Here is a 20,609-nt window from a genome sequence, read left to right on the forward strand (position 1 = left end):
CGGACAAGGAATTTATCCGGTCGCAGCTGGAAGACCCGTATCTGAGCGGGATTACATTTGACGGACTGCTGCGTGAGGGATGGAAGGTATATCTGCAGAAGATGCTGGAACGTGGTTCGCAATGGGAAGAGATACGCAAGGAGAAGAAAAAAGAGCAGGCCAATATCAGGGCCCTTTTCTACGGCATGGGCAGCGCTAATGACAGGGAAGACGGGAGAGGCAGCTTCGTGGAAACGGATGACGGTATGGAACTCAAATTGATTCTGCATCGGCCCGGTCCGGGAGAGAAAAGGCTCACGGAAAACGATATCTGGAAAATGCTCATAAAAAAAGGGGTCACATACGGTGTGAAAGAGTCATATATCCGCCGACTTGTCGAGCGCCCTATATACGAAAAGCGCTTCAGGATTGCACAGGGAGAACGTCCTGAGGCAGGAGAGGACGGAAAAGTCGTCTATCATTTCAATAAGGACTTCAGCATGGCACCTAAAATAGATGCAGATGGAAAAGCAGATTATAAATCGCTGGACTATGTCAAAAATGTCAACAAGGGTGATCTGCTGTGCGAGATTATCCCACCAACCCGGGGGAAAGAAGGCAGAGGGCTGGATGGCAGCATCATACCTGGTATCGAAGGGAAAGGTGCAGATGTATCGGCGGGCATGAATACGCTTCTGTCGGCCGATAAAAAAAGAATCTACGCCTCCTGTGAGGGCTTTCCTGTAGATGAAGACGGCGTCATCCATGTGTGCAAATACCTGCAGCTTGAAAACGTGGGCGCTACAACAGGTAACATAGACTTTATCGGATCTGTCTACGTGAAAGGAGATGTACAGTCGGGCTTCAAGGTCTCGGCGACAGATGATATCATCGTGGACGGGCTTGTAGAAGGAAGTCTGGAGGCCGGCGGAAACATAATCCTTAGAAATGGCATGAAGGGGCCGGACGGGAATCGCTTTCGGCGGGCAAGGATATAAGAGCTGAGTTTGTGGAAAATGCGGAGGTTCTCGTAAAAGGAAATATATATGCAGATGTGGTTATGAACAGCAAGGTAGAATGCTGGGAGAGTATGTTCATATTTGGCAGTAGAGGCAGGATAGTCGGAGGGGAGTATTGGGCCGGCAATAAGATAGAAGCAGACGAGATTGGAAATGAGGCCAACGTATATACTGCGCTCAGGCTGTTTCCATCCGTCGGTGAAGACCGGAAACGGAAAAACTTTACGTTACAGGTCAAGGAGGCAAGCAGCATGATCAATGAACTGTCCAAGATTCTGGAACAGAGAGAGGGAATCGATGATGCGGCATGGAGAATCGTGGTGGTGAGAGTCTCCTATCTCATAAAATATCTGGATAAGCACATAGAGGACTGGCAGGACCGGCTGCGGAAAATACAGGAATGGAACAGGCAGAACCGGATGGTCAGGGCGATGGAGGTGCTTCATTCCAACATATACATAGAGCTGAACAGCGCTCCTTTCCGCAACCGCCATGAACGTTTTGGACGGACAAAGATATATCTCGTAGGCGGGAATATAGATGTCATAACAGAAGGGAAAGATAGAAATGATTAATTTTTTCAAATCGGGAATGGCCGACCGCCAGAAACCGGCTAAAGATGAACCGGGCAGAACACAAAGTGCTCAGCTGCTTGGCAGCCGTGATCTTCTGGAAAGAGAATACGCTGATGCGGATGAGATAACGAATGAGGTTCTGGCGATTATCCAGCTGAACCGGTTCAACCATCTGAATACAATCTTCGGCATGGAAATGATAGAGACGATTGTAAAGATTTTAAGCGGGCTCATCGTCGAATACGCGGAACGGATGGGCGGGAAGGCTTACTCCCTGCAGATGGATCTGATTGCTGTTATAACTCCGTACGGCGAGAGGGATACGTTCCTGGAAGGGCTTCAAGAACAAGTCAAGAAGATGGAAGAGGTAAACTTCCGGGATGAGGATATCGTATACAGCAACCATTATACATTTACATATATCGTATATTTCCTGGATTTTGACAAGTCGTATATACCTGATATCAAGCTGATTCTCGACAACATGCTGCTGAAGCTGAAACAGATTGGAAATGGAAACAGTACGAGGGGGGAAGTATATAACGGTGCAGGTGATCCGAACTGGAGGCTGCTGGACAGTTTGAGCAGGGAAGTGAAAAGAGGATGGGAAAACCGGGAGTTCATACCATATTACCAGCTTATCTATGAGCTGAAGACGAGCACGCCTGTGGGAGCAGAGCTTCTGACCAGATGGAACCACCCGGAGAGAGGGATACTCACCCCAAATGAATTCTTGTCGGTACTGGAAAAGCAGGGGCTCATACTGAATCTGGATTTATATATGCTTGAAGAGGCGTGCAAAAAAATCAAGAACTGGATAGAGGCGGAGCTTGTGACAGTCCCTATAACGGTCAATATATCCAAGCTGAACCTTCACAGGGAGGATTTTCTGCCAAAGGTACTGGACATCGTCAGGCGGTATGATATACCCGGGGTGCTTCTCATACTTGAGATAGAGGAGAGTATCATCGTAACGGAACTGGATTCGGAACTCATACATACCATCAATGAGCTGAGAGACTATGGCATCCAGATATCCATGGATAAATTTGCTGCTACGGAATATTCCTCGCTCAATGTCCTGCGCTACGTTCCTATAGATATGATTAAGGTGAATCCGTCTTTCTTTCCCGGTGAAGACGCAGACCGGAGGGAAAAGATTTTCGTGCGGAATGTATTCCGGATGCTGCGGGATCTCGGCATACGGGCAGTAGCGGAACGTGCCGAGACAAAAGAGGATATCGCCAAATTCGAGAAATATGGATGTGAGTGTGCGCAAGGTTTCTACTATTCAAAACCTATGTGCGACGAAGAATTTGAAAAGATAATATTTTAGATAGTATATGTAAGGAGAAATAAGATGAGATACGAAGTGACAAAGGATTTGGAGACAGGTAACACATTGATCGACTCAGAGCACAGGCAGCTGTTTGATATGGTGAATAAGCTGCAGGACGCATGCTCTCAGGGAAAAGGCAGGGCACAGATAGAGTCATCGGTCAAGTTCCTTATGGATTATGTAAAAAAACATTTCGGAGACGAGGATAACCTCCAGAAGAAGTATAAATATCCCGGATATGATGCACACCACAGGTTCCACCAGAGCTATATGGCGCAGATAGACAATGCGGGTAAAGAACTTCTGTCCAGAAACGCAGATATCACGTCTCTGGCAGAAGTAAACAGGCTGATTGGAATCCTGATCTCACACATCAGGACAGAAGACAAGAAGATTGCCGCGCATATCCAAACGGTAGAGGGAAAATAGCGGCTTACGCAAATGAAATATCTACAGGTACGGAAGAGATGCTGATGTCGGTAGCTGTCAGAGCTGCGGCACCGGCATCTTGTGCTATCGGGACATCCTGGGAAAGAGAAAGTTCCGGAACGAAGGGGACGGTTCCGGGCTCTTCCCCGTATCCGTGCCTGTTATATCGATGGAAGCGGAAAGACTGGTTGAGTTCTTCAAGCCGGCCTTCTTTCCGGATGCATTCATCTGCCGCTCTGCGTCTTGCCTCCATTTTTTTACGTTCAATCATAAGGGCCATCTCACGTGACCGCTCCTGACGCTTTTGTGCCCTTTTCTGACGTAATGCCGCCAGCTCTGCCTCGTTCAGACGGCGGATCTTCCGCCCCCCTCTCTGGAGCAGCTTCTGCATGGATGATATGGCGGCCTTTGCCTTCATGCGTTCCTGGCTGTCTCCAAAGCAGGCAGACAGACGAAGGCTGGCAATATCACGGCGGGCGCGTGACATGACGGTCTGTACCTGCCCCTTCGTCCGGGCGCCGGCAAGATTGTTATAAGAATGAGAGATAACCTTCAGGGATACTTTTCCGGTCTTGCCATATAAGGGGCTGGATGAGGCTGTGCTGTTCTGACTCGTGTTGTTCCACGGAAACGGACTTTTATCCTTTTCGTGGGGCAACTGTACGGCATCCTCTGGTAAAGGAGAGGGCTTTGCAGACCAGTAAAGCGCTTCATTGCCCCCTACATAGAAGCCCTCTGCCCGGCAGGCGCCATCAGACCCGGACAGACGGCTAAGCAGCTGTATGAGGACCGACTTCCCCTTCTCATATGCTTCTTGGCTGCCCTGCATCTTTTCAAGGAATGCTTCTGAAATTACAAGGTGCTTCCCTTCTCCGAGAGCTGCCGCTGCTTTGCTCAGACCATCCCGGTCAAGCTCTCCGGAGATAAAGAAATCAATATGCGGATATTTTTCCTGGAAAGCAGACAGCATCTGTCTGACCAATACATCTGTATCATCTGTGCAAGTCCACTCTGCGGATAAATCCGTATGATCTGACTGTTGTGTGGACACGGGCCGTGAATCGGCATGTGTGTTATGGTGCTTCTGTCCTGCGGCTGCCGGCCCGTGAGAAGGGGAGGCAGGAGAAGGCAGGAGTCTATTGATGATACCCATATGAACCTCCTGTAAGAATCTATCTTGTGTGTTCCTATAACTTGCGTTGCGTACAGTTTCTTCTATATATAATATATCGTCCCGATAGTAGTAAAAACTAAGTCCCGGGTTGAAAAGAAAAACCAGCCGGGCAAGCGGTCTCTTTGATAAGGATGTTTACGAGAAGCAAGTAAGTTAAGGCACACAGCCGAAACGAAACTGGTAAATTGTAAATCATTTTATCAAGGAGGCCGCTTATGGCTATCATGGATTTGGAGTATATCGAAATTGACGGATTACTTTACCCGAACATTGAGGTTGAGGGCAGCGAACTGCTAAAAAATCTTAGAAAGTACGGACGCCTGCGCTTGGAGTATCTTCACGGATTCAAGCAGGAAATGTACCGGAAATTGCTTTTCACAGGAAAGCTGGCAGAGCATTGTGCCGCGGTGGATATGCGTGCATTTGAACTTTCAGAGCGCATTCGCGCCGATTATCTAAAACAGCACCCCATGCCGGAGGAGGATGCGCTGGAGCGTATTCGTATCTCGGAGCAGGCACAGGCTGTTGCCGATGAAATTGTAAAAACAGAACTGATTTATGTGTAAAACGAAGCTGTGCCGCTCGAAACAAGAACCGAGCGGCACAGCTTCTTAATTTATACCGTGAATGCGATATCCAATTCCATATACGCTTTCAATCCAATCGACTTTTATCTTCTTTCTAAGGTTTCCGACATGGTAGAAAATAGTGGAGTTGTCCAGTGGGTATTCCTCTTTCCAAACGGCATTGTATATCTGTTCAAACGTCAGGACACGATTGCGATTCTTGATGAAGTAGAGCAGGAGATCATATTCTTTCTTTGTCAGGATAACTTTTTCATTTCCTACGGTAACTTGCCGCCGTGCTGTATCTAACATCAAATTTCCATGGCTGACAAGGGCATAATTGCGGCCGGTTATATGGTTAAGCTGGGTGTATCGCCGCATAAGCGCCTGCGCTCTGGCAAGACATTCCTCCAAATCATAGGGTTTATTCAGAAAGTCGTCAGCACCACATTTGAGCGCCGCCACTTTATCCGCTGTACTGGCGGTTTCAGATAGGGCAAGGATAGGGAGAGGGTTCATTTGCCGAATTTGCTGAATGAGCACAGTCCCACCATATTGAGAGAGACAGGCATCCATGATCACAAGTGAATAGGATTCTTTTTGCAGCATATGAACAGCTTCTTCAATCAACTGTGTATAGTATACGTCTGTTAAGTTATCTTGCAGACTATATTTAATTTCCTTACAGGTCGATAAATCGCTATCAATAATCAGTACATGATTCATAAATATCCTCCTCTCCAAAACGATCATACATCTTCTTAGCTACATACGAAATTCACTACCTTATATTGTTACTCCACTTCAAGGTCGTTCAGCCATTCCTCAACGCCAGCCTGTGCGTCATCCACACGTGAGTCGCTTACGGCAAGGCCGCTAAGAAGGTGGACATCTGGAACAAGATTTGTAATATCGCTCTCACTTCTCCCCAATGCACTGCCACCGTGGGTACAAAACGGAATAATTGTCTTGCCGGAAAAATCGTATTCCTCAAGAAATGTGAATATCGCCTGCGGCATTGTTCCCCACCATATGGGATAACCCAGATAGATGATATCATACTGGTTCATATCCTCCACATGGGTGGAAAGTTCCGGACGGGTGTCATTGTCCTGCTCCTCACGGGCAATATCCACAGTTTCATCATAATCTTCGGGATAAGGAGTTTCTGTTTCAACCTTGAATAACTTGCCGCCAGTCTGCTCGGCAATCATATTGGCGATAGTTTCTGTATTGCCGCTTTTGGAGAAATAGGCAATCAGAATATTCTCTCCATCGGAAACCAAAACATCAGTATTATCGGGTTCTCCTATCTCACTTTCCTCTGGTGGTTCATTGTTATCGGTTGTATTTGTGTTCTCATCCGTTTTGGACAGAGGGGATGTTTCTTTCTGCTGTGTATCGCTGCCGCAGGCGACCAAGGCAAAGAGCATGGCTGCCGCAAGTAGCATGGCAAATATTTTTTTCATAGGTGCTCTCCTTGTTTGTTTTATTTTGAATCGGCAGAGACTTGTAGCACAAAGCCACAAGCCTCTCCGTTCATCAGATAATATCCGTTGATGAGGCAAGCTCCGTCTGCGTTTTATAATTGGCAACCCGCTCCTCCAGCCTGTCAATGGTGGCCTTAAGTGCCTGCGAGCCTAATACCATACGCAGTGGCGCGGGAGTCTTATCTACACTCTCGATGATGAGCTGAGCCATTTTTGCCGGATCACCGGGAGCAAGACCTTTGCTGGCATCCAGCATATTCAAGAAGCCATGGCAGTTCTCATATTCCGGCATCAGATTTGCAACCTTGGCGCTGCCATAGCGGAACTCTGTTCTTGCCCCACCCGGTTCCACCAGTGTGACGCCGATATTGAACTGTGCTACCTCCTGTGCAACAGCCTCGCAATAACCTTCAATGCCAAACTTGGTGGCGTGGTACATCGAATTTGCGGGATAGGCAACCTGTCCGCCATAACTAGACATCTGAATGATCCGTCCGCCTCCCTGCGTGCGCAGGTGGCGCAGACTGTCCCGAATAAGCATAATGGAGCCGGTAAGGTTGGTGGCGATAATGTGATTGATCTCATCATCGGACAGTTCCTCGGCGCATCCGAACAGCCCATATCCTGCGTTGCTGACAATCACATCAATTTTGCTGTGCGTCTGAAACGAATCATCCACAAACTTGTGTATTGCGGCTATCTCCGTAACATCAAGAATTTTACAGTCAAAGGTAACGGGGTATTTGGTAATCAGTTCTTCTACCTTTTTTGTGTTTCTCACTGTACCGATGACGGTGTCACCAGCCTCCAAAAGCTGTTTTGTCATCTGAAAGCCAAAGCCGCTGGATACTCCTGTAATAAGCCATGTTTTTCTCATTTTCTTTCTCCCTTTTTATTCTGAAAGTCCTCTATTTATTTGTCATGTTTTCCTGTGCGGCCGAATACCGAGCGCCGATGATTTCAAGCCCAGCGAGCATTTCCGTTAATTGACTCCAATCTGTTTCAGGTAGTTCCACATAGGCAGCGCTCATATTTTCCCGCAGTCGGTCAGTCTTTTTTGTACCCGGAATTGGAACAATCCATGATTTTTGGTGTAGTAGCCATGCAAGGGCAATCTGTGCAGAGGATAACTCCCGATCCTTTGCAAATACGCGAAGTTTCTCAGCCAGTTTTTGATTTGCCGTCAAACATTCCTTGGTATTGAAGCGTGGAATAGAACTGCGGATGTCGTTATCCGCAAATACAGCATCTTTTGTGACTGTGCCGGTAAGGAAGCCCTTACCCAGCGGACTGAACGCCACAAGGCCAATTCCCAGTTCCTCCAAAACGGGCAGAAGTTCCTGCTCTGGGTTCCGATACCACATAGAATACTCGTTCTGTACGGCAGTGACCGGAAATACGGCGTGAGCGCGGCGGATGGTGTCCACGCTTGCCTCTGAAAGCCCCCAGTGGAGGATTTTTCCCTCCTTTTTGAGCCCTTCCACCGTTTCAGCCACTTCCTCAATCGGCACATTCGGATCAACCCTGTGCTGATAATAAAGATCGATGTGATCGGTGCGGAGACGTTTTAAGGAACCATCAACTGCTTTACGGATTGTTGCAGGACGGCTGTCAAGTCCCAGCACTTTCCCATCCTGAATATTCCATCCAAACTTAGTGGCTATCACCACTCGATCCCGGAACGGTTCCAGCGCCTCGCCCACCAATTCCTCGTTTTGATAGACTCCGTATAATTCAGAAGTGTCAAAAAAATTTTCTCCCATTTCGATTGCTCTGCGGATAAAATCGATACTCTCTGCCCTGTCCGGAAAAGGCGGGTAGCTCTGGCTTAGTCCCATGCAGCCAAGGCCAACGGATGAGACTTCAAGCCCCGACTTCCCCAAAACACTTTTTTTCATCATGCACCTCTCATTTCTTCTGTGCTGCCTCGTTGACACAGCGCAGAGCGTTCAAACTGCGTGGATAGCCAATGTAGGGGATACACTGAGAAATCACCTTGATTAAAAACATCTTGTCGTTTCCAATCCTCATATTGGCGGCGGCGTGGCTGATAAGCTGCGCTTCACAGCCGCCCTGCGCCAAAAGGAAACAGAAGGTAATCATCTCGCGCTGCCGGTAAGTTAGTCCGGTGCGGGTGTAATAATCGCCAAAGCAGTTATCCGTCAACCAGTAGTTGATATGGCGGCTTTCCTCCGGGCCAGACTTCCAGAAGTCCTTCATTCCTTCGCCCATAATGTCCATCTGTGCCTTTTCGCCTGCCTCCAGACGACTTTCAGTAGTTGTTGTTGCCTGTCCGGGAAGCGGCAGCTTTATACCCCGCGCCGTCAGTACTTCATTGGTGGCTTTCAAGAACGGAAACACCCTGCCGATACCGAGATAAGCCACCGCCTGATAGACGACTTCCTTGATTTCCACCGGCGTAACTCCAAAATTCATTGCCGCAGGCAGCATGGCGCGGAACTCGTCGATTCCCTGACAGCCCAGAAGCGTTGCAAGGATTGCCATAAAACGGGTTTTACCGCCCAAATCATCATGGCCTGCCACCTCGTCAAAGGCGAAATTATCAAACCGTTCAATAAACTCCGGATCAGTCTCCAAAAAAGCGGAATCATAACCCGGAAACATTTTTTCATGATATTGTTTTGAAGCTTGTGTGATGCTCATAGTCGCAAGGCTCCTTTCTCTCTGCCTGTTTTTAAAAAAATCCGTTGGAAAACAACCATTTCAGTTTCTGCTGCTTTTGTTAAGCTACGCTTATTCAAAAGCAGCTATGCCAATGGATTCTATTTCTTAGGTCAATCTGCCCATTTCATAGGCGGCGGTCAAAGATTCTTTTCCTATTTCGCCCTTTTCCATTGCGCCCGTGCCATAAACAATGCCTTTATCCGTCACATGATCAAAGCAGCCGATGAAACTACGGTAACTTGCCACAAGCACATTCATATCCCCCTGACGGGGAGAAGCGTCGGTCATCAGCAGATAGGCATCCTTATTCTGAATCATGCCGACCTTTGCAAAAGTGCGATCAATCAGCGTTTTCATCTGTGCTGCGAAACCGTAATAATAAACCGGCGTTGCCAGTACCAGCACATCACAGGCAAGAATCTTATCCAAAATCCCAGATACGTCATCGCTATGGATGCAAATGCCGCCATTCCTTTGACATACCTCGCAGCCAAGACAAAAGTTCATTTTCTTTCCCCGCAGAGAAATTAGTTCTACCTCATTTCCGGTTTCTTTCACACCCCCGCATAAATTCCATACAGAGCTGCTCTGAATTTCCATCCTTTCTTGGACTGGATGAAAGAATCAATATTTTTTTCCCCATATCTTTTCTCCTTACCTTCCGCTATGTCCACCGAACACCTCAGACATGGGTATGCTGTTTAAGGCAATGTCAATCTGTTCCACTTCCTGCGTAGTCAGCATGATGTCTGCCGCGCCAATATTTTCTTGAATTCGTTCCGGTTTTCTTGATCCGGGTATCGGCACGATATATGGTTTCTTATTCAGCATCCATGCAAGGGAAATCTGCGCGGGCGTTGCATTTTTCTCCTGAGCCATTGTTTCAATTAAATGGAGCAATGCTTCATTCTGTGCGACTCCATGCGTTGTAAACTGCGGCATACGGCTCCTGAAATCAGAACCATCCGTAGCAAACTGGGAAGTATCACGGTAACGGGCGGTGAGGAAACCATTCGCCAGAGGACTGAACGCCACAAAACCGATTTGCAGTTCCTCCAGTACCGGGAATAGGCTTTCATACTCACGGTACATCATGGACAGCCGGTTCTGAATTGCTGTCACGGGGCAAACCGCATGAGCGCGTCTGAGATATGTTTCATCGGCCTCGGAAATTCCCCAATGGAGAATTTTCCCCTCTTTCATCAGGCTTGCCATTGTCTCGGCAACCTCCTCTGGAGAGACTTTCGGATCAATGCGGTGCTGATAGTAAAGGTCAATGTAATCGGTGCCCAGTTTTTTTAAGCTGCCATCTATGGACTTACGGATTGTTTCAGGACGGCTGTCAAATTCCAGATGATTTCCTTTATGCCGCACACCATATTTTGTTGCAATTACAACTTCGCTGCGATAGGGCTTGAGAGCCGGGCCTACTAACTCCTCATTGTAGGCGGTACTGCCATCGCTATTCACACCGGTATAACATTCTGCCGTGTCAAAAAGCGTGTAGCCCATATCCACAGCCTTAGCCAGCAGCATCGTCATTTCTTCTGTATCTGCGGGCGCGCCGGAAGCGTGAGTCATACCCATACAGCCAAGACCAACGGCGGACACCTTCAAATTTTTTCCTAACATTCTTTTTGTCATATTCATTCCTTTCCCTCTATGCTGCTTACCCACTGTTCAATATCGCGGTCGGCATTTTTTATATTACCGCCTCGAATCGCAAGGCCTTTTTCAACGGTAGCCGTAGAACAGGCTTTTTTAATGTCGCTTTCGCTGTGTCCCATCCCGCTGCCCTCATGGGTGCAGAAGGGCCTGATGATTTTGCCGGAAACGTCGGCGCTTTCCAAAAAAGTAAACACCGCCATCGGCGCGGTTCCCCACCAATTCGGATAGCCGAGACAAATCACATCATAGCCGGAAAGGTCGGGAATGGCTCCATTCAACTCTGGCCGGGCTGCTGTACGAAATTCCTGCTGCGCCTCCTCGGTGCAGGCGGTATAATCTTCCGAATAGGAGCGGACAGTTTTGATTTCAAACAGATCGCCGCCAGTCAGCGCGGCAATTTTTTTTGCCGCAACTTCCGTATTCCCAACCGGTAGGTTTACGATATTTCCTCCGACATAGTTGTTTCCCTTGCGGGAAAAGTAAGCAATTAAAGTTTTCATGATTTAGCATTTCCTTTCTTTGTTCTTGCTTATAGTATAAAAAAGGACGTGGAAATCAGCAATTTCGTTTCCTAATGATTTTGATAAGTTTGACTTATGTGAAAAGAAAAAGCCACGCCGCTTTTCTCAAACGAGAGAATACAGCGTGGCTCAAAGATTCAAATAAGTCTTTCTGCATAGTCAGAGTTTTTTCAAATCTCACTATTTTTCCAAAGCTGTCCGGTTTCGCTCAATATATCCGCACAGTGTATCGGCAAATTCCTCAATATAATAATTTGCATTTTCTTTCAGCCAGAAAGCGCAGATTTTTCGCCTGATCGGGTTTTTACCTCGATATAATGGAATTCGTTTTATGGTAGAAAGCACCGGCTGCATCGTCCCAATGTTTTCAAGAGGGAGAAAGCCACGATTCCCAAGAACCATCAGCCGGCCTTCTTCTAAATTCTCCGCATATAAGAAGTTTCCATGAAAACCAAGCGTATCGCTGTAATATCCGGCTTCCTCATCTCTCTGCTCAGGCGATACGATCAGGATGCAGGGCGTTCGTTTTAGTTCCTCCAGCGCAAGGCGCTCTTTCTCACTTAGATGATTGTTCACCGATAACTCGGCAATACACTCACATTCCACAAGAATCCTGTTTTCGTAGTCCTCGGAAAATGCCCGCCGCTGATCGCTGACTACAATATCCACACCGCCAAAGCGAATCAGGTTATATAGATCCTCATGGGTTCCGGCTACAATATCAATGGATATTTCAGGATACAGCCGGGAAAAATCTGCAACGGCTGCCTGCAACTCCTGACCGCTGTAATTTTTCAAATATCCAATCCGCAGTTTGGATTCTTCCGCCTGTCCAATCCGGATAGTTTCACGCCGCAGTTCGTCAGCTTCATCCAGCAGCACACGGCTTTGCCTATAAAAGTATTCTCCTGCGGGCGTCAGGGAAAAGCGGCGGTTTTCCCGGTGAATCAGTTCCACACCCAGTTCCTTTTCCAAAGCCTGTATCTGTTGAGAAATTGCCGACTGCGAGATATAGCATTGCTCGGCGGCTTCCGTAAAGCTATTGCAGTCCACGATAGTCGTGAAGTATTTCATCTGTCGGAGAAGCATCGTCATGACCTCCTTTCCTCGAATGTGGTATTGTTTTCCTATCATCCCGCTTTAGTTAAGATTTAATTGTATCCGAATTATGAGATATTTTCAAGCACCCTGTATGTTTCCATGCTGGCAAACAGTCAAAGCGGAAGTCTGCCATATTCCTGATTGGACACCGGCTCACACCACTCGTTTTTTGTCGTCTCACCCGGCATCTCCACGGCCAGATGAGAGAACCAACTATCCCTTGCCGCTCCATGCCAATGTTTGACTTCAGCGGGGATGACCACCACATCACCCGGAAAGAGCCTGCGTGCAGGCTTCCCCCATTCCTGATACCAACCCTCGCCTGCTGTGCAAAGCAGAATCTGTCCGCCGCCGGACTTGGCGTGATGAATATGCCAGTTATTGCGGCATCCCGGCTCAAAGGTCACATTGCCAATCGCCACGCCCTCCGTAGTCAGCATATTGAGATAACTCTGCCCAATAAAAAACTGTGCATAGGCTGTGTTCGCACCGCCTCTTGGAAACAAGTCTTTCAATTCATTCATTATGCTTTTCTCCTTTTATCAGAACGGAATACTTTGCACACCCGTTCTATTTATTTACGGTATAGCGCAGCCATACGGCGCTCCCAGACAAAGTTTTAGCACTTTTAAGTGTAAAACCCACAGGCGTGTCTGTACTGAGACCGTCTTTTACCTGAAAAAGCGTTTGTGTTTCCGTGGAGCCGTCCGCACAGGGCGCAATCACCACGCTAACCTCATCACACATTCCCGCCTGAATAAACGACCAGTTCAGCACACCGCCACCGCCCAGCATCAGCGTTTCAATTCCAAATAGCTTTTTCAGCTTGGAAAGCGCTATGCCTAAGTCCAGAGTTTCTGTTCCGGCTATGATATAAGAAATTCCCAGCCTGCGTAAAAACGCTTTGTATGCGTTGGATGCCTTTTCGGTCAGCACTTCCAGCACATGAGCGGTTGTGTCCACATAGGTCAGTGTTTTGCTTTCCCATCCAAGTTTGCCGGAGGGATCAATGGAAACGTAATACATAGCTGCTTTTTCCGCTACAAAGTCACCCTCTGGTACAAGCTCTGCCCCTTCATCCAGTGCAGGCTTCCGGTACAGGGTAAAATTGTCATCGGTAGTTACTCTGCCTGACAGCCAGCCCTGATGGTGATACTCCGGCTTTTTGCCAAAGGCAATGTTATAAAAAGCATCTCCGGCCGGCTCGCTTTCCGGCGCTTCCATGTAGTTTCCCATAATTTTTCCATCCAGCGAAGTCATCATATGGCAAAAAATATAAGGTCTGTCCATAACTCAAGCCTCCTTAATCTGTTTCAGCCAGCGGTCGATTCCCGTCATCGGCATCTGCATCTGATTTCCCTCAAACAAGATATTCAACCCCTTTTTAACCGTAGCGCCTGCACAGGCTTTCTCTATATCCTGAAAAGTATGACCAATCCAGCCGCCGTTGGTCGCAAAGGGATATATAATCTTACCATTCCAGTCTTGCGCGGAAAGTGCTGTCTTTACAGCCGGAGCAAACGTATACCACCAGACCGGCGTACCCAAAATCACAACATCATAATTTCTAAGATCTCTTTCTATCGGTCGAATTGGTGGCTCAAAACCGGCGTTTACTTCCTGCTGCCCTTGATTTACCACCGAATCATAGCTTCCGGTATAAGCAGTCACCGTTTGGATTTCGGCCGTGTCACATTCCAGCATCTCCTTCATGTGCTGGGCAACTCTGTGGGTGTTTCCACCATAGGAATAATAAAGCAACAATGTTTTCATATTCTTCTCCTTTAACGGCAGGACTTTTCATAGATGGCCGCGCATTCCTCATCGGTCAGCGGCACACGGTCACAGGCGAACAGACCGCCCATGGTAGCGCAGGCATTCTTCGCCAGCGTCATACATTCATCCTTATGAATCCCGTAATCACTCATCTTCAGACTATCCACACCGCAATCCTTTTGCAACTGATCCAACGCACAAATAAAATCCATCGGTTCTTTGGCATCCGCCATGCCCAGCATCTTCGCCAGCTCCACAAACCTTTTATCGCAGGCGTGTTGATTGATAAAATGTGTGAAATATTCTTTGGAAATCATAATCAGCCCAGCACCGTGGGGCAGATTGGGATGGTAGGCGCTCATGGCGTGTTCCATGGCGTGTTCACTGGTACAGGAACCCGTCACCATCGACCAACCGGACAGGGTATTTGCGAACGCCATGTTTTCCCGCGCCTCTAAATCGTTGCCGTTTTGCACGGCGCGGGGCAGAAATTGTCCTACCCGCGTTATGGATGCGGTCTGTACCATATCGCTCATGGGGTTTGCGAATGCGGAAATATAGCCCTCTACTGCATGGAATAACGTGTCAAAACCCTGATATGCCGTAAACTTCGGCGGCACGGTGGTCATCAGCTCCGCGTCCACTACCGCCAGCACTGGAAACAGACTGTCCATGCCGCCGCAGCCGATTTTTTCCTTCGTTTCTGGATTTGTGACTACGCCCCACTGGTCTACCTCGGAGCCAGTTCCCGCTGTGGTTGTTATGGCAATAACTGGAAGCGGCGCGTTTGTCAATGGCTGGTTTTTCCCGGTGGCTCCGGCCACATAATCCCATAGTTTTCCGGGCTGAGGTGCATACATGGCCATTACTTTGGCGGCATCCATGACGCTGCCGCCGCCAAGGGCAACCACAAAATCACAGGCGTTTGCCCGTGCAAATGCCGCACCTTCCTCCACCACTGATTTAAGCGGATTCGCGCCAACCTTGTCAAACAGCGCCATTTCCACGCCCGCCAGACGAAGTTGTTCCTCCGTGCGGGCAAGCGCGCCGTTTGCACGGGTGGAATTTCCGTTTGAAATGACAAGCATCGCCTTTTTTCCCGGCATGGCTTGCGTGTGCAGATCATTTAAGCGCCCAGCTCCAAACAGGACACGGGTTGGAATGTACACATTAAAATTCACTTTCTTTTCCTCCATATTGACTTTCCTTATTGTAGATGTTATTCTTTTCTTGTAAGTTCAATTAAACTATACAACTTAAAGTTAGGTTTAAGTCAATACCTAAATAGAAAATAATTTCAGAATGGAGAGACTATGTTTTATACCGTAGGAGAAATGGCTGACAAACTGAATGTAGCTCCGTCCACCCTGCGCTACTATGACAAGGAGGGGCTTCTGCCCTTTGTGGAGCGATCCAGTGGGGGCATTCGGATGTTCAAAGAGGAGGATTTCCAGTGGCTGTCCATCATTGAATGTCTGAAAAAAACGGGGCTTCCCATCAAAGAAATTAAGACCTTTATTGACTGGTGCATGGAGGGTGACGGCACTATCGCACAGAGGCTGGAGTTGATGCAAAAGCAACGGGAAACCGTAAAAAAACAGATTGCCCAGATGCAGGAAACCCTTGCTGTTCTGGATTATAAATGCTGGTACTATGAGACGGCAAAAGAGGCTGGCACCTGCGCGATTCACGATACCCTGTCAGAAGAAGATATTCCTGCCGAATTTAGAACAGTAAAGAGAAAATCAATAACCTTAGACTAAAAATCGAATCTTTTACTTACTTTTACGCCTTTCTAAACCGTTAGATTGAGTAGTTCAAGGGGCAAAAAACATTCACAAATTATGTCTCCTGACATTCGCTGTCACAGCTTGACAGAAGCACGCGGACCTGTTATTCTGAAACCACGGCAGAAAAGGCCCCACCACAAGAAGTTTAACGAATAGAAGCAAAGCCTGACACACCCGGCGCATTAAGCGTCTGGTCTGTCAGGCTTTTTATTTTGTCCGGAAAGGAGGAACGACAGGGATGCTTTATGACGTGAGCGAAGTGACCGTCTGCCGCTTGCGGCAGGGAAAACTTAACAACAAACCGCAAGGTTTGAAGTTAAGGCAGGAATAGGGGAATGTCATTCCCCACCAAAACGACTTGCAGGCAAAGCCTGCAACGGAAATCAGAGGAGTTTCACGGAACCTTTTATCGCCGGTATGATCCGGCAGGAGTTTACGTCGGTCTATCACATCGAGGACATTCGCGCGGCAGTCAATCAGACATTCGAGGAGCATATGCCGAAAATCAACAGAAATTTGCTAAAAAGTGGAAAGGTGTCCGCCGCCGGATACTTCCTACTGATCAAGGTGCTGATGGAAATGGGCGGCCTTGACAGCCTTGCGGATTTTGTCCGCATGGCGGAGCAGGCGGGAACACTGGGAGCCGAATACATGAAGCAGAGCAACAGCACGCTGAACGAGTTTCTCGCGGACGGCGAAACCGTCTGCCGTCTGGCGCATCTGCAAGCGGACAACTAAACGAAGAGGAGGAATTGCATGGACAAATTCGGCCAATCTGAAAGGGTGTTACAAAAGAAGATTGCCGAAGGAAACGAAAAGAAGCGTAAATTTGAAATCGGCGGGGCGACATATTTTGTAACTGCCCATTATAAGGAGCAGGGCGGTATGACCGCCACGGACAAGGTCGCCCGTTTAATAGATAGAGACACAGAGACGGCGTAGAGAGCCAAAAATGTCTGGACGCGCAAAGCGATTCCGGGTAAAATAAGGACATACAATTTACCCGAATCGTTTTGGCTGTACAGAGGAAAGGAGTTTTGTAATGGTACAGTTAAACGGAAAAATCACGGCTCTCTACTGCCGTTTAAGTCAAGAGGACGAATATGCCGGAGAGTCCGGCAGCATCCAGCACCAAAAGCAAATTTTAATGGAATATGCCAATGCCAATGGCTTTCCCAACCCACAGTTTTTTGTGGACGACGGCTATTCCGGAGTCATGTTCGACCGCCCCGGCTACAAAGCCATGATGGAACAGGTGGAAGCGGGAAATGTCTCTACCATCCTTGTGAAAGACCATTCCCGGCTGGGCAGAAACCGCCTTGTGGTGGGTATCCTGTTGGAAGAAACCTTTGCAAGCTACAATGTCCGTTACATCGCCATTAACGACAACGTGGACACGCTGAACGGCGTGGATGACAGTGTGGCCGTCCGCGATCTTTTTAACGAGTGGCACGCCAGAGACACCAGCAAGAAGGTCAAAGCGGTCATCATGGCGGCGGCGCGGCGTGGGGAGCGCATCGGCACAAAGGCGCCTTACGGCTATCGAAAAGACCAGAAAGCCGTAAGCGGATTATTCCCAATGAGGACACCGCGCCTGTGGTGCGGCGGATTTTTGCCCTGTGCTCCAGCGGACTTGGCCCTGACAAAATTGCACGGATACTGAGGACTGACCAAATCCTGACGCCCACTGTTTATGAGTTTCGCACCAACGGTGTCCGCCGTACCAATCTGAATGAGAATAAGCCTTATGATTGGTGCGGCTCTACCGTGGCAGATATTTTGGAACGGGAGGAGTACATCGGCAACACCATCAACTGCCGCAGTTACAGTCCATCCTTCAAGAGCAAGAAAAGCAAGCGGAATCCACCGGAAAATCAGCTCCGCTTTGAGCATACCCACGAGCCGCTGATCGACATGGAAACATGGGAGATTGTGCAGAAGGTACGGGCGGGCAAACGCCGTCCCAATAAAATGGGTGAGATGGATCTGCTGTCCGGTATGGTCTACTGTGCAGACTGCGGAAAACGGCACTACTTCTGCCGGTGCGGAAGCTGGAACGAAATCCAGTATACATATACCTGCGGCACTTACCACGGACATAAAGAGGACTGTACCCCGCATACCGTCAAGGTCATGGCACTGCACGAAATTGTGCTGGCGGAGATTCAGCGGGTTACGCAGGAAGCGCGGGAGCACACCGAGGAATTCCTCCGGCGGGCGATGGACAAGCACAGCAGCCAGCTCAAAAAGGAATTGTCCGCCAAGACCAAGGAATTGGACAGGGTGCAGAAACGGCTTGCGGATTTGGAAAAGCTGTTCCGCGCCGCCTTTGAACAGCTTGCGTTGGCGAACCTATCGGAAACTCAGTTTAAGGCGCTGACGGGCGGTTACGAGGAGGAAAAACAGGAGTTGGCCATCCGCAGCGAAATGCTGGAACAGGAAATCAACGCGGAAAAAGACCGGATGCTGAATGCAGACCGCTTTCTCAGGGTGGTACAGCGGTACACGGAGATTCAAGAACTGACGCCAGAAATCGTGCGGGAGTTCATTGAGAAAATCGTGGTGCATGAACGGAGCGAGCCGTGGAAAAAGAAGAACTACACCCAGCAGATTGACGTGTACTTCAATTTTGTAGGGCAGGTCTAAAACAGAAAAGCCACAGGATACGAACTATCCTGTGGCATATCTTAAAAGTAGAAAACATCCTTGTCAGGCGGAGACGAATTCCGGCTGGTTTTTGACTGTCTGGCTATATGCTATACATCTGAGGGATTACTGTAATAACTGAAGAACTCCCTGTGGAATCTGATTCGCCTGTGCGAGCATAGCCTGAGAAGCCTGAACGAGGATGTTATTCTTCGTGTAAGCCATCATCTCATTTGCCATGTCAACGTCACGGATACGGCTTTCAGCAGCCGTCATGTTCTCTGTCGTTACACTTAAGTTATTGATCGTGTGCTCCAGACGGTTCTGGATAGCACCAAGGTCGCCTCGTGTAGAGGATACAGAGTTGATTGCATTTCTGATAACATCAACTGCGGATTTAGCACCTTCCTGTGTAGATATATCAATGCCGCTTAATCCGAGAGCGCTTGTGCTCATGTCTCCGATGGATACGGTAAGCTGATTGAAGCTTTCAGCCGTGTCACCAATCTGGAGTGTCAGGCCGTTTCCAGACTTTCCTGCTGTAGCACCAGGCTTCAAGTCTATGTTCGTGCCACCGTTTGCCACAGCGCCTATGCCAGTCTTGTTGTTAAGCATTGTTATCATGTCTGTTACTTCAACTGCAGTCGGGTTTGCACCGGCAGTTTTAATATAATTGACATCGGATGCCAGTTTCTTGGCTCCGTCTTCTGTTGCAAAAGCAAACTTCTGTCCATTAATTTCAAATATATGGTCCTCAGCATTCCCTGTACCATCATAAGCTTTAAGACCAGCAGCACCTGTAGTCAGACGATAGTATGCATCAGTCCCGGCAGTAGTCGCAACACTGGTTCCATCAACAGCACCTGTTACAGAAGCACCAGTATCATCTTTGATATCTGCTTTGAAAATGTCAAGCTTATTCGATGCGCCGCTGTCTTTTGCAGTTATCGTAACTGTACCGTTAGTTACGTCAACTGTAAAGTCAGAGCCAAAAGCTTCCTCTAAAGCACTTTTAAGGACATTATCATTACCACCAGCCGTGTTACCGGCAGCAGTAAATTGGATAGTTTTAGACTGCAGGTTGCCATTGGCATCGCTAAATTTCAAATCCATCGTATAATCGTTATTAGCTGTAAGTTTCGTGCTGTCTATGTCGAATGTTGATGACGTAGCGGTGGATGGCTGTAATGCCAGCACGCCTGGATTTGAATTTAATCCGGCAAACTTTACATCGACTGCAACAGATGCACCGGATGTACTTCCGAGTGAGCCGTCTAACAGGTTGATGCCGTTGAAGTTCGTTCCTTCTGAGATCCTGTCAATCTCGTCTTTCAGGGACTGGATTTCCTTCTGCAGATTCGCGCGGTCAGTTTTGTTATCATACGTACCGTTCGCAGACTGGTCGGCCAGCTCTACCATACGGTTCAGCATGGAGTGGACTTCCGTCAGAGCACCTTCTGCCGTCTGTACTAAGGAGATGCCGTCCTGTGCATTCTTCTGTGCCGTCTCAAGTCCCGTAATCTGCGCCCTCATCTTCTCAGAGATGGCAAGCCCGGCAGCATCGTCGCCTGCACGGTTGATGCGGTAGCCGGATGACAGCTTCTCCAGGTTCTTGGATACTGCACTGTTGTTGTTCGTCAGGTTGCGGTAAGAGTTCAATGCCGCGATATTATGTTGGATTCTCATATGATTTCCTCCTTGAAATTATTCCAGGGGGCTTCCCTGCCCCGCTGAGGGTATTCCCTCCCGGTTTTTAATCATAGGGAAGGAATGATTAAAAGTTACCGGCGGATTTTAATCCGCCATTGTGTTACTTGACGCGTCAAACATTGATAAACAAGGCTTTAAGCA

Annotated in this window: 23 protein-coding genes and 1 pseudogene; 9 read left to right on the forward strand and 15 right to left on the reverse strand. The window is 48.2% G+C overall.

The genetic code is table 11. The features are described 5' to 3' along the window. The first annotated feature begins 245 nt into the window (after window positions 1-245). The 3 genes and pseudogenes from HMPREF0980_RS19430 to HMPREF0980_RS07265 all read left to right on the forward strand — a co-directional run bounded on the left by HMPREF0980_RS19430 (window position 246) and on the right by HMPREF0980_RS07265 (window position 3,341). A pseudogene (locus HMPREF0980_RS19430) lies at window positions 246-1,573 on the forward strand (DUF342 domain-containing protein). Beyond that, window positions 1,566-2,909, forward strand: a complete 1,344-nt coding sequence (locus tag HMPREF0980_RS07260; RefSeq protein WP_049728495.1) for an EAL domain-containing protein — start codon at window positions 1,566-1,568, stop codon at window positions 2,907-2,909. Before HMPREF0980_RS19430 ends, HMPREF0980_RS07260 begins: the two are co-directional and overlap by 8 nt. A gap of 24 nt (window positions 2,910-2,933) precedes the next feature. Continuing rightward, window positions 2,934-3,341: a bacteriohemerythrin gene (locus tag HMPREF0980_RS07265; RefSeq protein ID WP_049728496.1), complete on the forward strand. Its 408-nt coding sequence runs from the start codon at window positions 2,934-2,936 to the stop codon at window positions 3,339-3,341. 4 nt (window positions 3,342-3,345) lie between these two features. Here HMPREF0980_RS07265 and HMPREF0980_RS07270 read toward each other — a convergent pair whose 3' ends face one another. Next, window positions 3,346-4,494, reverse strand: a complete 1,149-nt coding sequence (locus HMPREF0980_RS07270; RefSeq protein WP_049728497.1) for a hypothetical protein — start codon at window positions 4,492-4,494, stop codon at window positions 3,346-3,348. 236 nt (window positions 4,495-4,730) lie between these two features. Here HMPREF0980_RS07270 and HMPREF0980_RS07275 point away from each other — a divergent pair, with 236 nt between their 5' ends. Continuing rightward, window positions 4,731-5,081 carry a TnpV protein gene (locus HMPREF0980_RS07275; protein WP_049728498.1) on the forward strand — a complete coding sequence of 117 codons (351 nt, stop codon included), beginning with the start codon at window positions 4,731-4,733 and terminating at the stop codon, window positions 5,079-5,081. Window positions 5,082-5,126: 45 nt separating this feature from the next. On the opposite strand, the gene HMPREF0980_RS07280 is transcribed toward HMPREF0980_RS07275, so the two are convergent. The 13 genes from HMPREF0980_RS07280 to HMPREF0980_RS07340 all read right to left on the reverse strand — a co-directional run bounded on the left by HMPREF0980_RS07280 (window position 5,127) and on the right by HMPREF0980_RS07340 (window position 15,518). Then, window positions 5,127-5,807, reverse strand: a complete 681-nt coding sequence (locus HMPREF0980_RS07280; RefSeq protein ID WP_049728499.1) for a response regulator transcription factor — start codon at window positions 5,805-5,807, stop codon at window positions 5,127-5,129. Window positions 5,808-5,875: 68 nt separating this feature from the next. Continuing rightward, window positions 5,876-6,550 (reverse strand): flavodoxin, encoded by a 675-nt coding sequence (locus HMPREF0980_RS07285; RefSeq protein ID WP_049728500.1) that lies wholly within the window; start codon window positions 6,548-6,550, stop codon window positions 5,876-5,878. A 73-nt stretch (window positions 6,551-6,623) separates the two neighbouring features. Beyond that, window positions 6,624-7,448, reverse strand: coding sequence for an SDR family oxidoreductase (locus HMPREF0980_RS07290; RefSeq protein WP_049728501.1), 825 nt, complete (start codon window positions 7,446-7,448; stop codon window positions 6,624-6,626). Between the two features lie 31 nt (window positions 7,449-7,479). Then, window positions 7,480-8,469 (reverse strand): aldo/keto reductase, encoded by a 990-nt coding sequence (locus HMPREF0980_RS07295; protein WP_049728502.1) that lies wholly within the window; start codon window positions 8,467-8,469, stop codon window positions 7,480-7,482. 10 nt (window positions 8,470-8,479) lie between these two features. Next, a complete protein-coding gene (locus HMPREF0980_RS07300; protein WP_049728503.1) occupies window positions 8,480-9,235 on the reverse strand; it encodes a carboxymuconolactone decarboxylase family protein in 756 nt (251 codons plus the stop codon). Between the two features lie 126 nt (window positions 9,236-9,361). After that, the gene (locus tag HMPREF0980_RS07305; protein WP_198146208.1) at window positions 9,362-9,856 is read right to left on the reverse strand and encodes a flavodoxin family protein; all 495 of its coding nucleotides are present in this window, start codon (window positions 9,854-9,856) and stop codon (window positions 9,362-9,364) included. 54 nt (window positions 9,857-9,910) lie between these two features. Next, entirely contained in the window at window positions 9,911-10,906 is a 996-nt protein-coding gene (locus HMPREF0980_RS07310) for an aldo/keto reductase (RefSeq protein WP_330375871.1), read from the reverse strand. Continuing rightward, entirely contained in the window at window positions 10,903-11,424 is a 522-nt protein-coding gene (locus tag HMPREF0980_RS07315) for a flavodoxin (RefSeq protein WP_049728504.1), read from the reverse strand. The genes HMPREF0980_RS07310 and HMPREF0980_RS07315 overlap by 4 nt, the downstream gene beginning before the upstream one ends. A gap of 201 nt (window positions 11,425-11,625) precedes the next feature. Next, window positions 11,626-12,534, reverse strand: a complete 909-nt coding sequence (locus HMPREF0980_RS07320; RefSeq protein ID WP_049728505.1) for a LysR family transcriptional regulator — start codon at window positions 12,532-12,534, stop codon at window positions 11,626-11,628. 125 nt (window positions 12,535-12,659) lie between these two features. Further along, the gene (locus HMPREF0980_RS07325) at window positions 12,660-13,070 is read right to left on the reverse strand and encodes a cupin domain-containing protein (protein ID WP_084002695.1); all 411 of its coding nucleotides are present in this window, start codon (window positions 13,068-13,070) and stop codon (window positions 12,660-12,662) included. A gap of 46 nt (window positions 13,071-13,116) precedes the next feature. Further along, window positions 13,117-13,836, reverse strand: coding sequence for a RibD family protein (locus HMPREF0980_RS07330; protein ID WP_049728507.1), 720 nt, complete (start codon window positions 13,834-13,836; stop codon window positions 13,117-13,119). 3 nt (window positions 13,837-13,839) lie between these two features. Further along, on the reverse strand, window positions 13,840-14,319 hold the full coding sequence (locus tag HMPREF0980_RS07335; protein ID WP_049728508.1) for a flavodoxin: 480 nt from the start codon (window positions 14,317-14,319) through the stop codon (window positions 13,840-13,842). Window positions 14,320-14,330: 11 nt separating this feature from the next. Next, a complete protein-coding gene (locus HMPREF0980_RS07340; protein WP_330375872.1) occupies window positions 14,331-15,518 on the reverse strand; it encodes an iron-containing alcohol dehydrogenase in 1,188 nt (395 codons plus the stop codon). A gap of 117 nt (window positions 15,519-15,635) precedes the next feature. Here HMPREF0980_RS07340 and HMPREF0980_RS07345 point away from each other — a divergent pair, with 117 nt between their 5' ends. The 5 genes from HMPREF0980_RS07345 (at window position 15,636) to HMPREF0980_RS07360 (ending at window position 18,758) form a co-directional block, all read left to right on the forward strand. Next, entirely contained in the window at window positions 15,636-16,085 is a 450-nt protein-coding gene (locus HMPREF0980_RS07345; protein ID WP_049728509.1) for a MerR family transcriptional regulator, read from the forward strand. Between the two features lie 444 nt (window positions 16,086-16,529). Further along, window positions 16,530-16,850 (forward strand): hypothetical protein, encoded by a 321-nt coding sequence (locus tag HMPREF0980_RS07350; RefSeq protein ID WP_049728510.1) that lies wholly within the window; start codon window positions 16,530-16,532, stop codon window positions 16,848-16,850. A gap of 18 nt (window positions 16,851-16,868) precedes the next feature. After that, window positions 16,869-17,054, forward strand: a complete 186-nt coding sequence (locus HMPREF0980_RS07355; protein WP_049728511.1) for a hypothetical protein — start codon at window positions 16,869-16,871, stop codon at window positions 17,052-17,054. 100 nt (window positions 17,055-17,154) lie between these two features. After that, on the forward strand, window positions 17,155-17,775 hold the full coding sequence (locus tag HMPREF0980_RS19435) for a recombinase family protein (RefSeq protein WP_242847359.1): 621 nt from the start codon (window positions 17,155-17,157) through the stop codon (window positions 17,773-17,775). Further along, window positions 17,712-18,758 (forward strand): DUF4368 domain-containing protein, encoded by a 1,047-nt coding sequence (locus HMPREF0980_RS07360; protein WP_242847390.1) that lies wholly within the window; start codon window positions 17,712-17,714, stop codon window positions 18,756-18,758. Before HMPREF0980_RS19435 ends, HMPREF0980_RS07360 begins: the two co-directional genes overlap by 64 nt. Before the next feature lie 126 nt (window positions 18,759-18,884). Here the strand turns inward: HMPREF0980_RS07360 and HMPREF0980_RS07365 are convergent, their stop codons facing one another. Next, on the reverse strand, window positions 18,885-20,444 hold the full coding sequence (locus HMPREF0980_RS07365) for a flagellin N-terminal helical domain-containing protein (protein ID WP_049728512.1): 1,560 nt from the start codon (window positions 20,442-20,444) through the stop codon (window positions 18,885-18,887). Window positions 20,445-20,609: the final 165 nt, after the last annotated feature.

It is taken from the genome of Dorea sp. D27, assembly GCF_001185345.1.
GTDB lineage: Bacteria > Bacillota > Clostridia > Lachnospirales > Lachnospiraceae > Extibacter.

Excerpts from the sequence above, each read along its gene's own strand:
- HMPREF0980_RS07260 (WP_049728495.1), top strand. The coding sequence starts at position 1,566 with ATGATTAATTTTTTCAAATCGGGAATGGCCGACCGCCAGAAACCGGCT.
- HMPREF0980_RS07265 (WP_049728496.1), top strand. The coding sequence starts at position 2,934 with ATGAGATACGAAGTGACAAAGGATTTGGAGACAGGTAACACATTGATC.
- HMPREF0980_RS07270 (WP_049728497.1), bottom strand. The coding sequence starts at position 4,494 with ATGGGTATCATCAATAGACTCCTGCCTTCTCCTGCCTCCCCTTCTCAC.
- HMPREF0980_RS07275 (WP_049728498.1), top strand. The coding sequence starts at position 4,731 with ATGGCTATCATGGATTTGGAGTATATCGAAATTGACGGATTACTTTAC.
- HMPREF0980_RS07280 (WP_049728499.1), bottom strand. The coding sequence starts at position 5,807 with ATGAATCATGTACTGATTATTGATAGCGATTTATCGACCTGTAAGGAA.
- HMPREF0980_RS07285 (WP_049728500.1), bottom strand. The coding sequence starts at position 6,550 with ATGAAAAAAATATTTGCCATGCTACTTGCGGCAGCCATGCTCTTTGCC.
- HMPREF0980_RS07290 (WP_049728501.1), bottom strand. The coding sequence starts at position 7,448 with ATGAGAAAAACATGGCTTATTACAGGAGTATCCAGCGGCTTTGGCTTT.
- HMPREF0980_RS07295 (WP_049728502.1), bottom strand. The coding sequence starts at position 8,469 with ATGAAAAAAAGTGTTTTGGGGAAGTCGGGGCTTGAAGTCTCATCCGTT.
- HMPREF0980_RS07300 (WP_049728503.1), bottom strand. The coding sequence starts at position 9,235 with ATGAGCATCACACAAGCTTCAAAACAATATCATGAAAAAATGTTTCCG.
- HMPREF0980_RS07305 (WP_198146208.1), bottom strand. The coding sequence starts at position 9,856 with ATGGAAATTCAGAGCAGCTCTGTATGGAATTTATGCGGGGGTGTGAAA.
- HMPREF0980_RS07310 (WP_330375871.1), bottom strand. The coding sequence starts at position 10,906 with ATGAATATGACAAAAAGAATGTTAGGAAAAAATTTGAAGGTGTCCGCC.
- HMPREF0980_RS07315 (WP_049728504.1), bottom strand. The coding sequence starts at position 11,424 with ATGAAAACTTTAATTGCTTACTTTTCCCGCAAGGGAAACAACTATGTC.
- HMPREF0980_RS07320 (WP_049728505.1), bottom strand. The coding sequence starts at position 12,534 with ATGCTTCTCCGACAGATGAAATACTTCACGACTATCGTGGACTGCAAT.
- HMPREF0980_RS07325 (WP_084002695.1), bottom strand. The coding sequence starts at position 13,070 with ATGAATGAATTGAAAGACTTGTTTCCAAGAGGCGGTGCGAACACAGCC.
- HMPREF0980_RS07330 (WP_049728507.1), bottom strand. The coding sequence starts at position 13,836 with ATGGACAGACCTTATATTTTTTGCCATATGATGACTTCGCTGGATGGA.
- HMPREF0980_RS07335 (WP_049728508.1), bottom strand. The coding sequence starts at position 14,319 with ATGAAAACATTGTTGCTTTATTATTCCTATGGTGGAAACACCCACAGA.
- HMPREF0980_RS07340 (WP_330375872.1), bottom strand. The coding sequence starts at position 15,518 with ATGGAGGAAAAGAAAGTGAATTTTAATGTGTACATTCCAACCCGTGTC.
- HMPREF0980_RS07345 (WP_049728509.1), top strand. The coding sequence starts at position 15,636 with ATGTTTTATACCGTAGGAGAAATGGCTGACAAACTGAATGTAGCTCCG.
- HMPREF0980_RS07350 (WP_049728510.1), top strand. The coding sequence starts at position 16,530 with ATGATCCGGCAGGAGTTTACGTCGGTCTATCACATCGAGGACATTCGC.
- HMPREF0980_RS07355 (WP_049728511.1), top strand. The coding sequence starts at position 16,869 with ATGGACAAATTCGGCCAATCTGAAAGGGTGTTACAAAAGAAGATTGCC.
- HMPREF0980_RS19435 (WP_242847359.1), top strand. The coding sequence starts at position 17,155 with ATGGTACAGTTAAACGGAAAAATCACGGCTCTCTACTGCCGTTTAAGT.
- HMPREF0980_RS07365 (WP_049728512.1), bottom strand. The coding sequence starts at position 20,444 with ATGAGAATCCAACATAATATCGCGGCATTGAACTCTTACCGCAACCTG.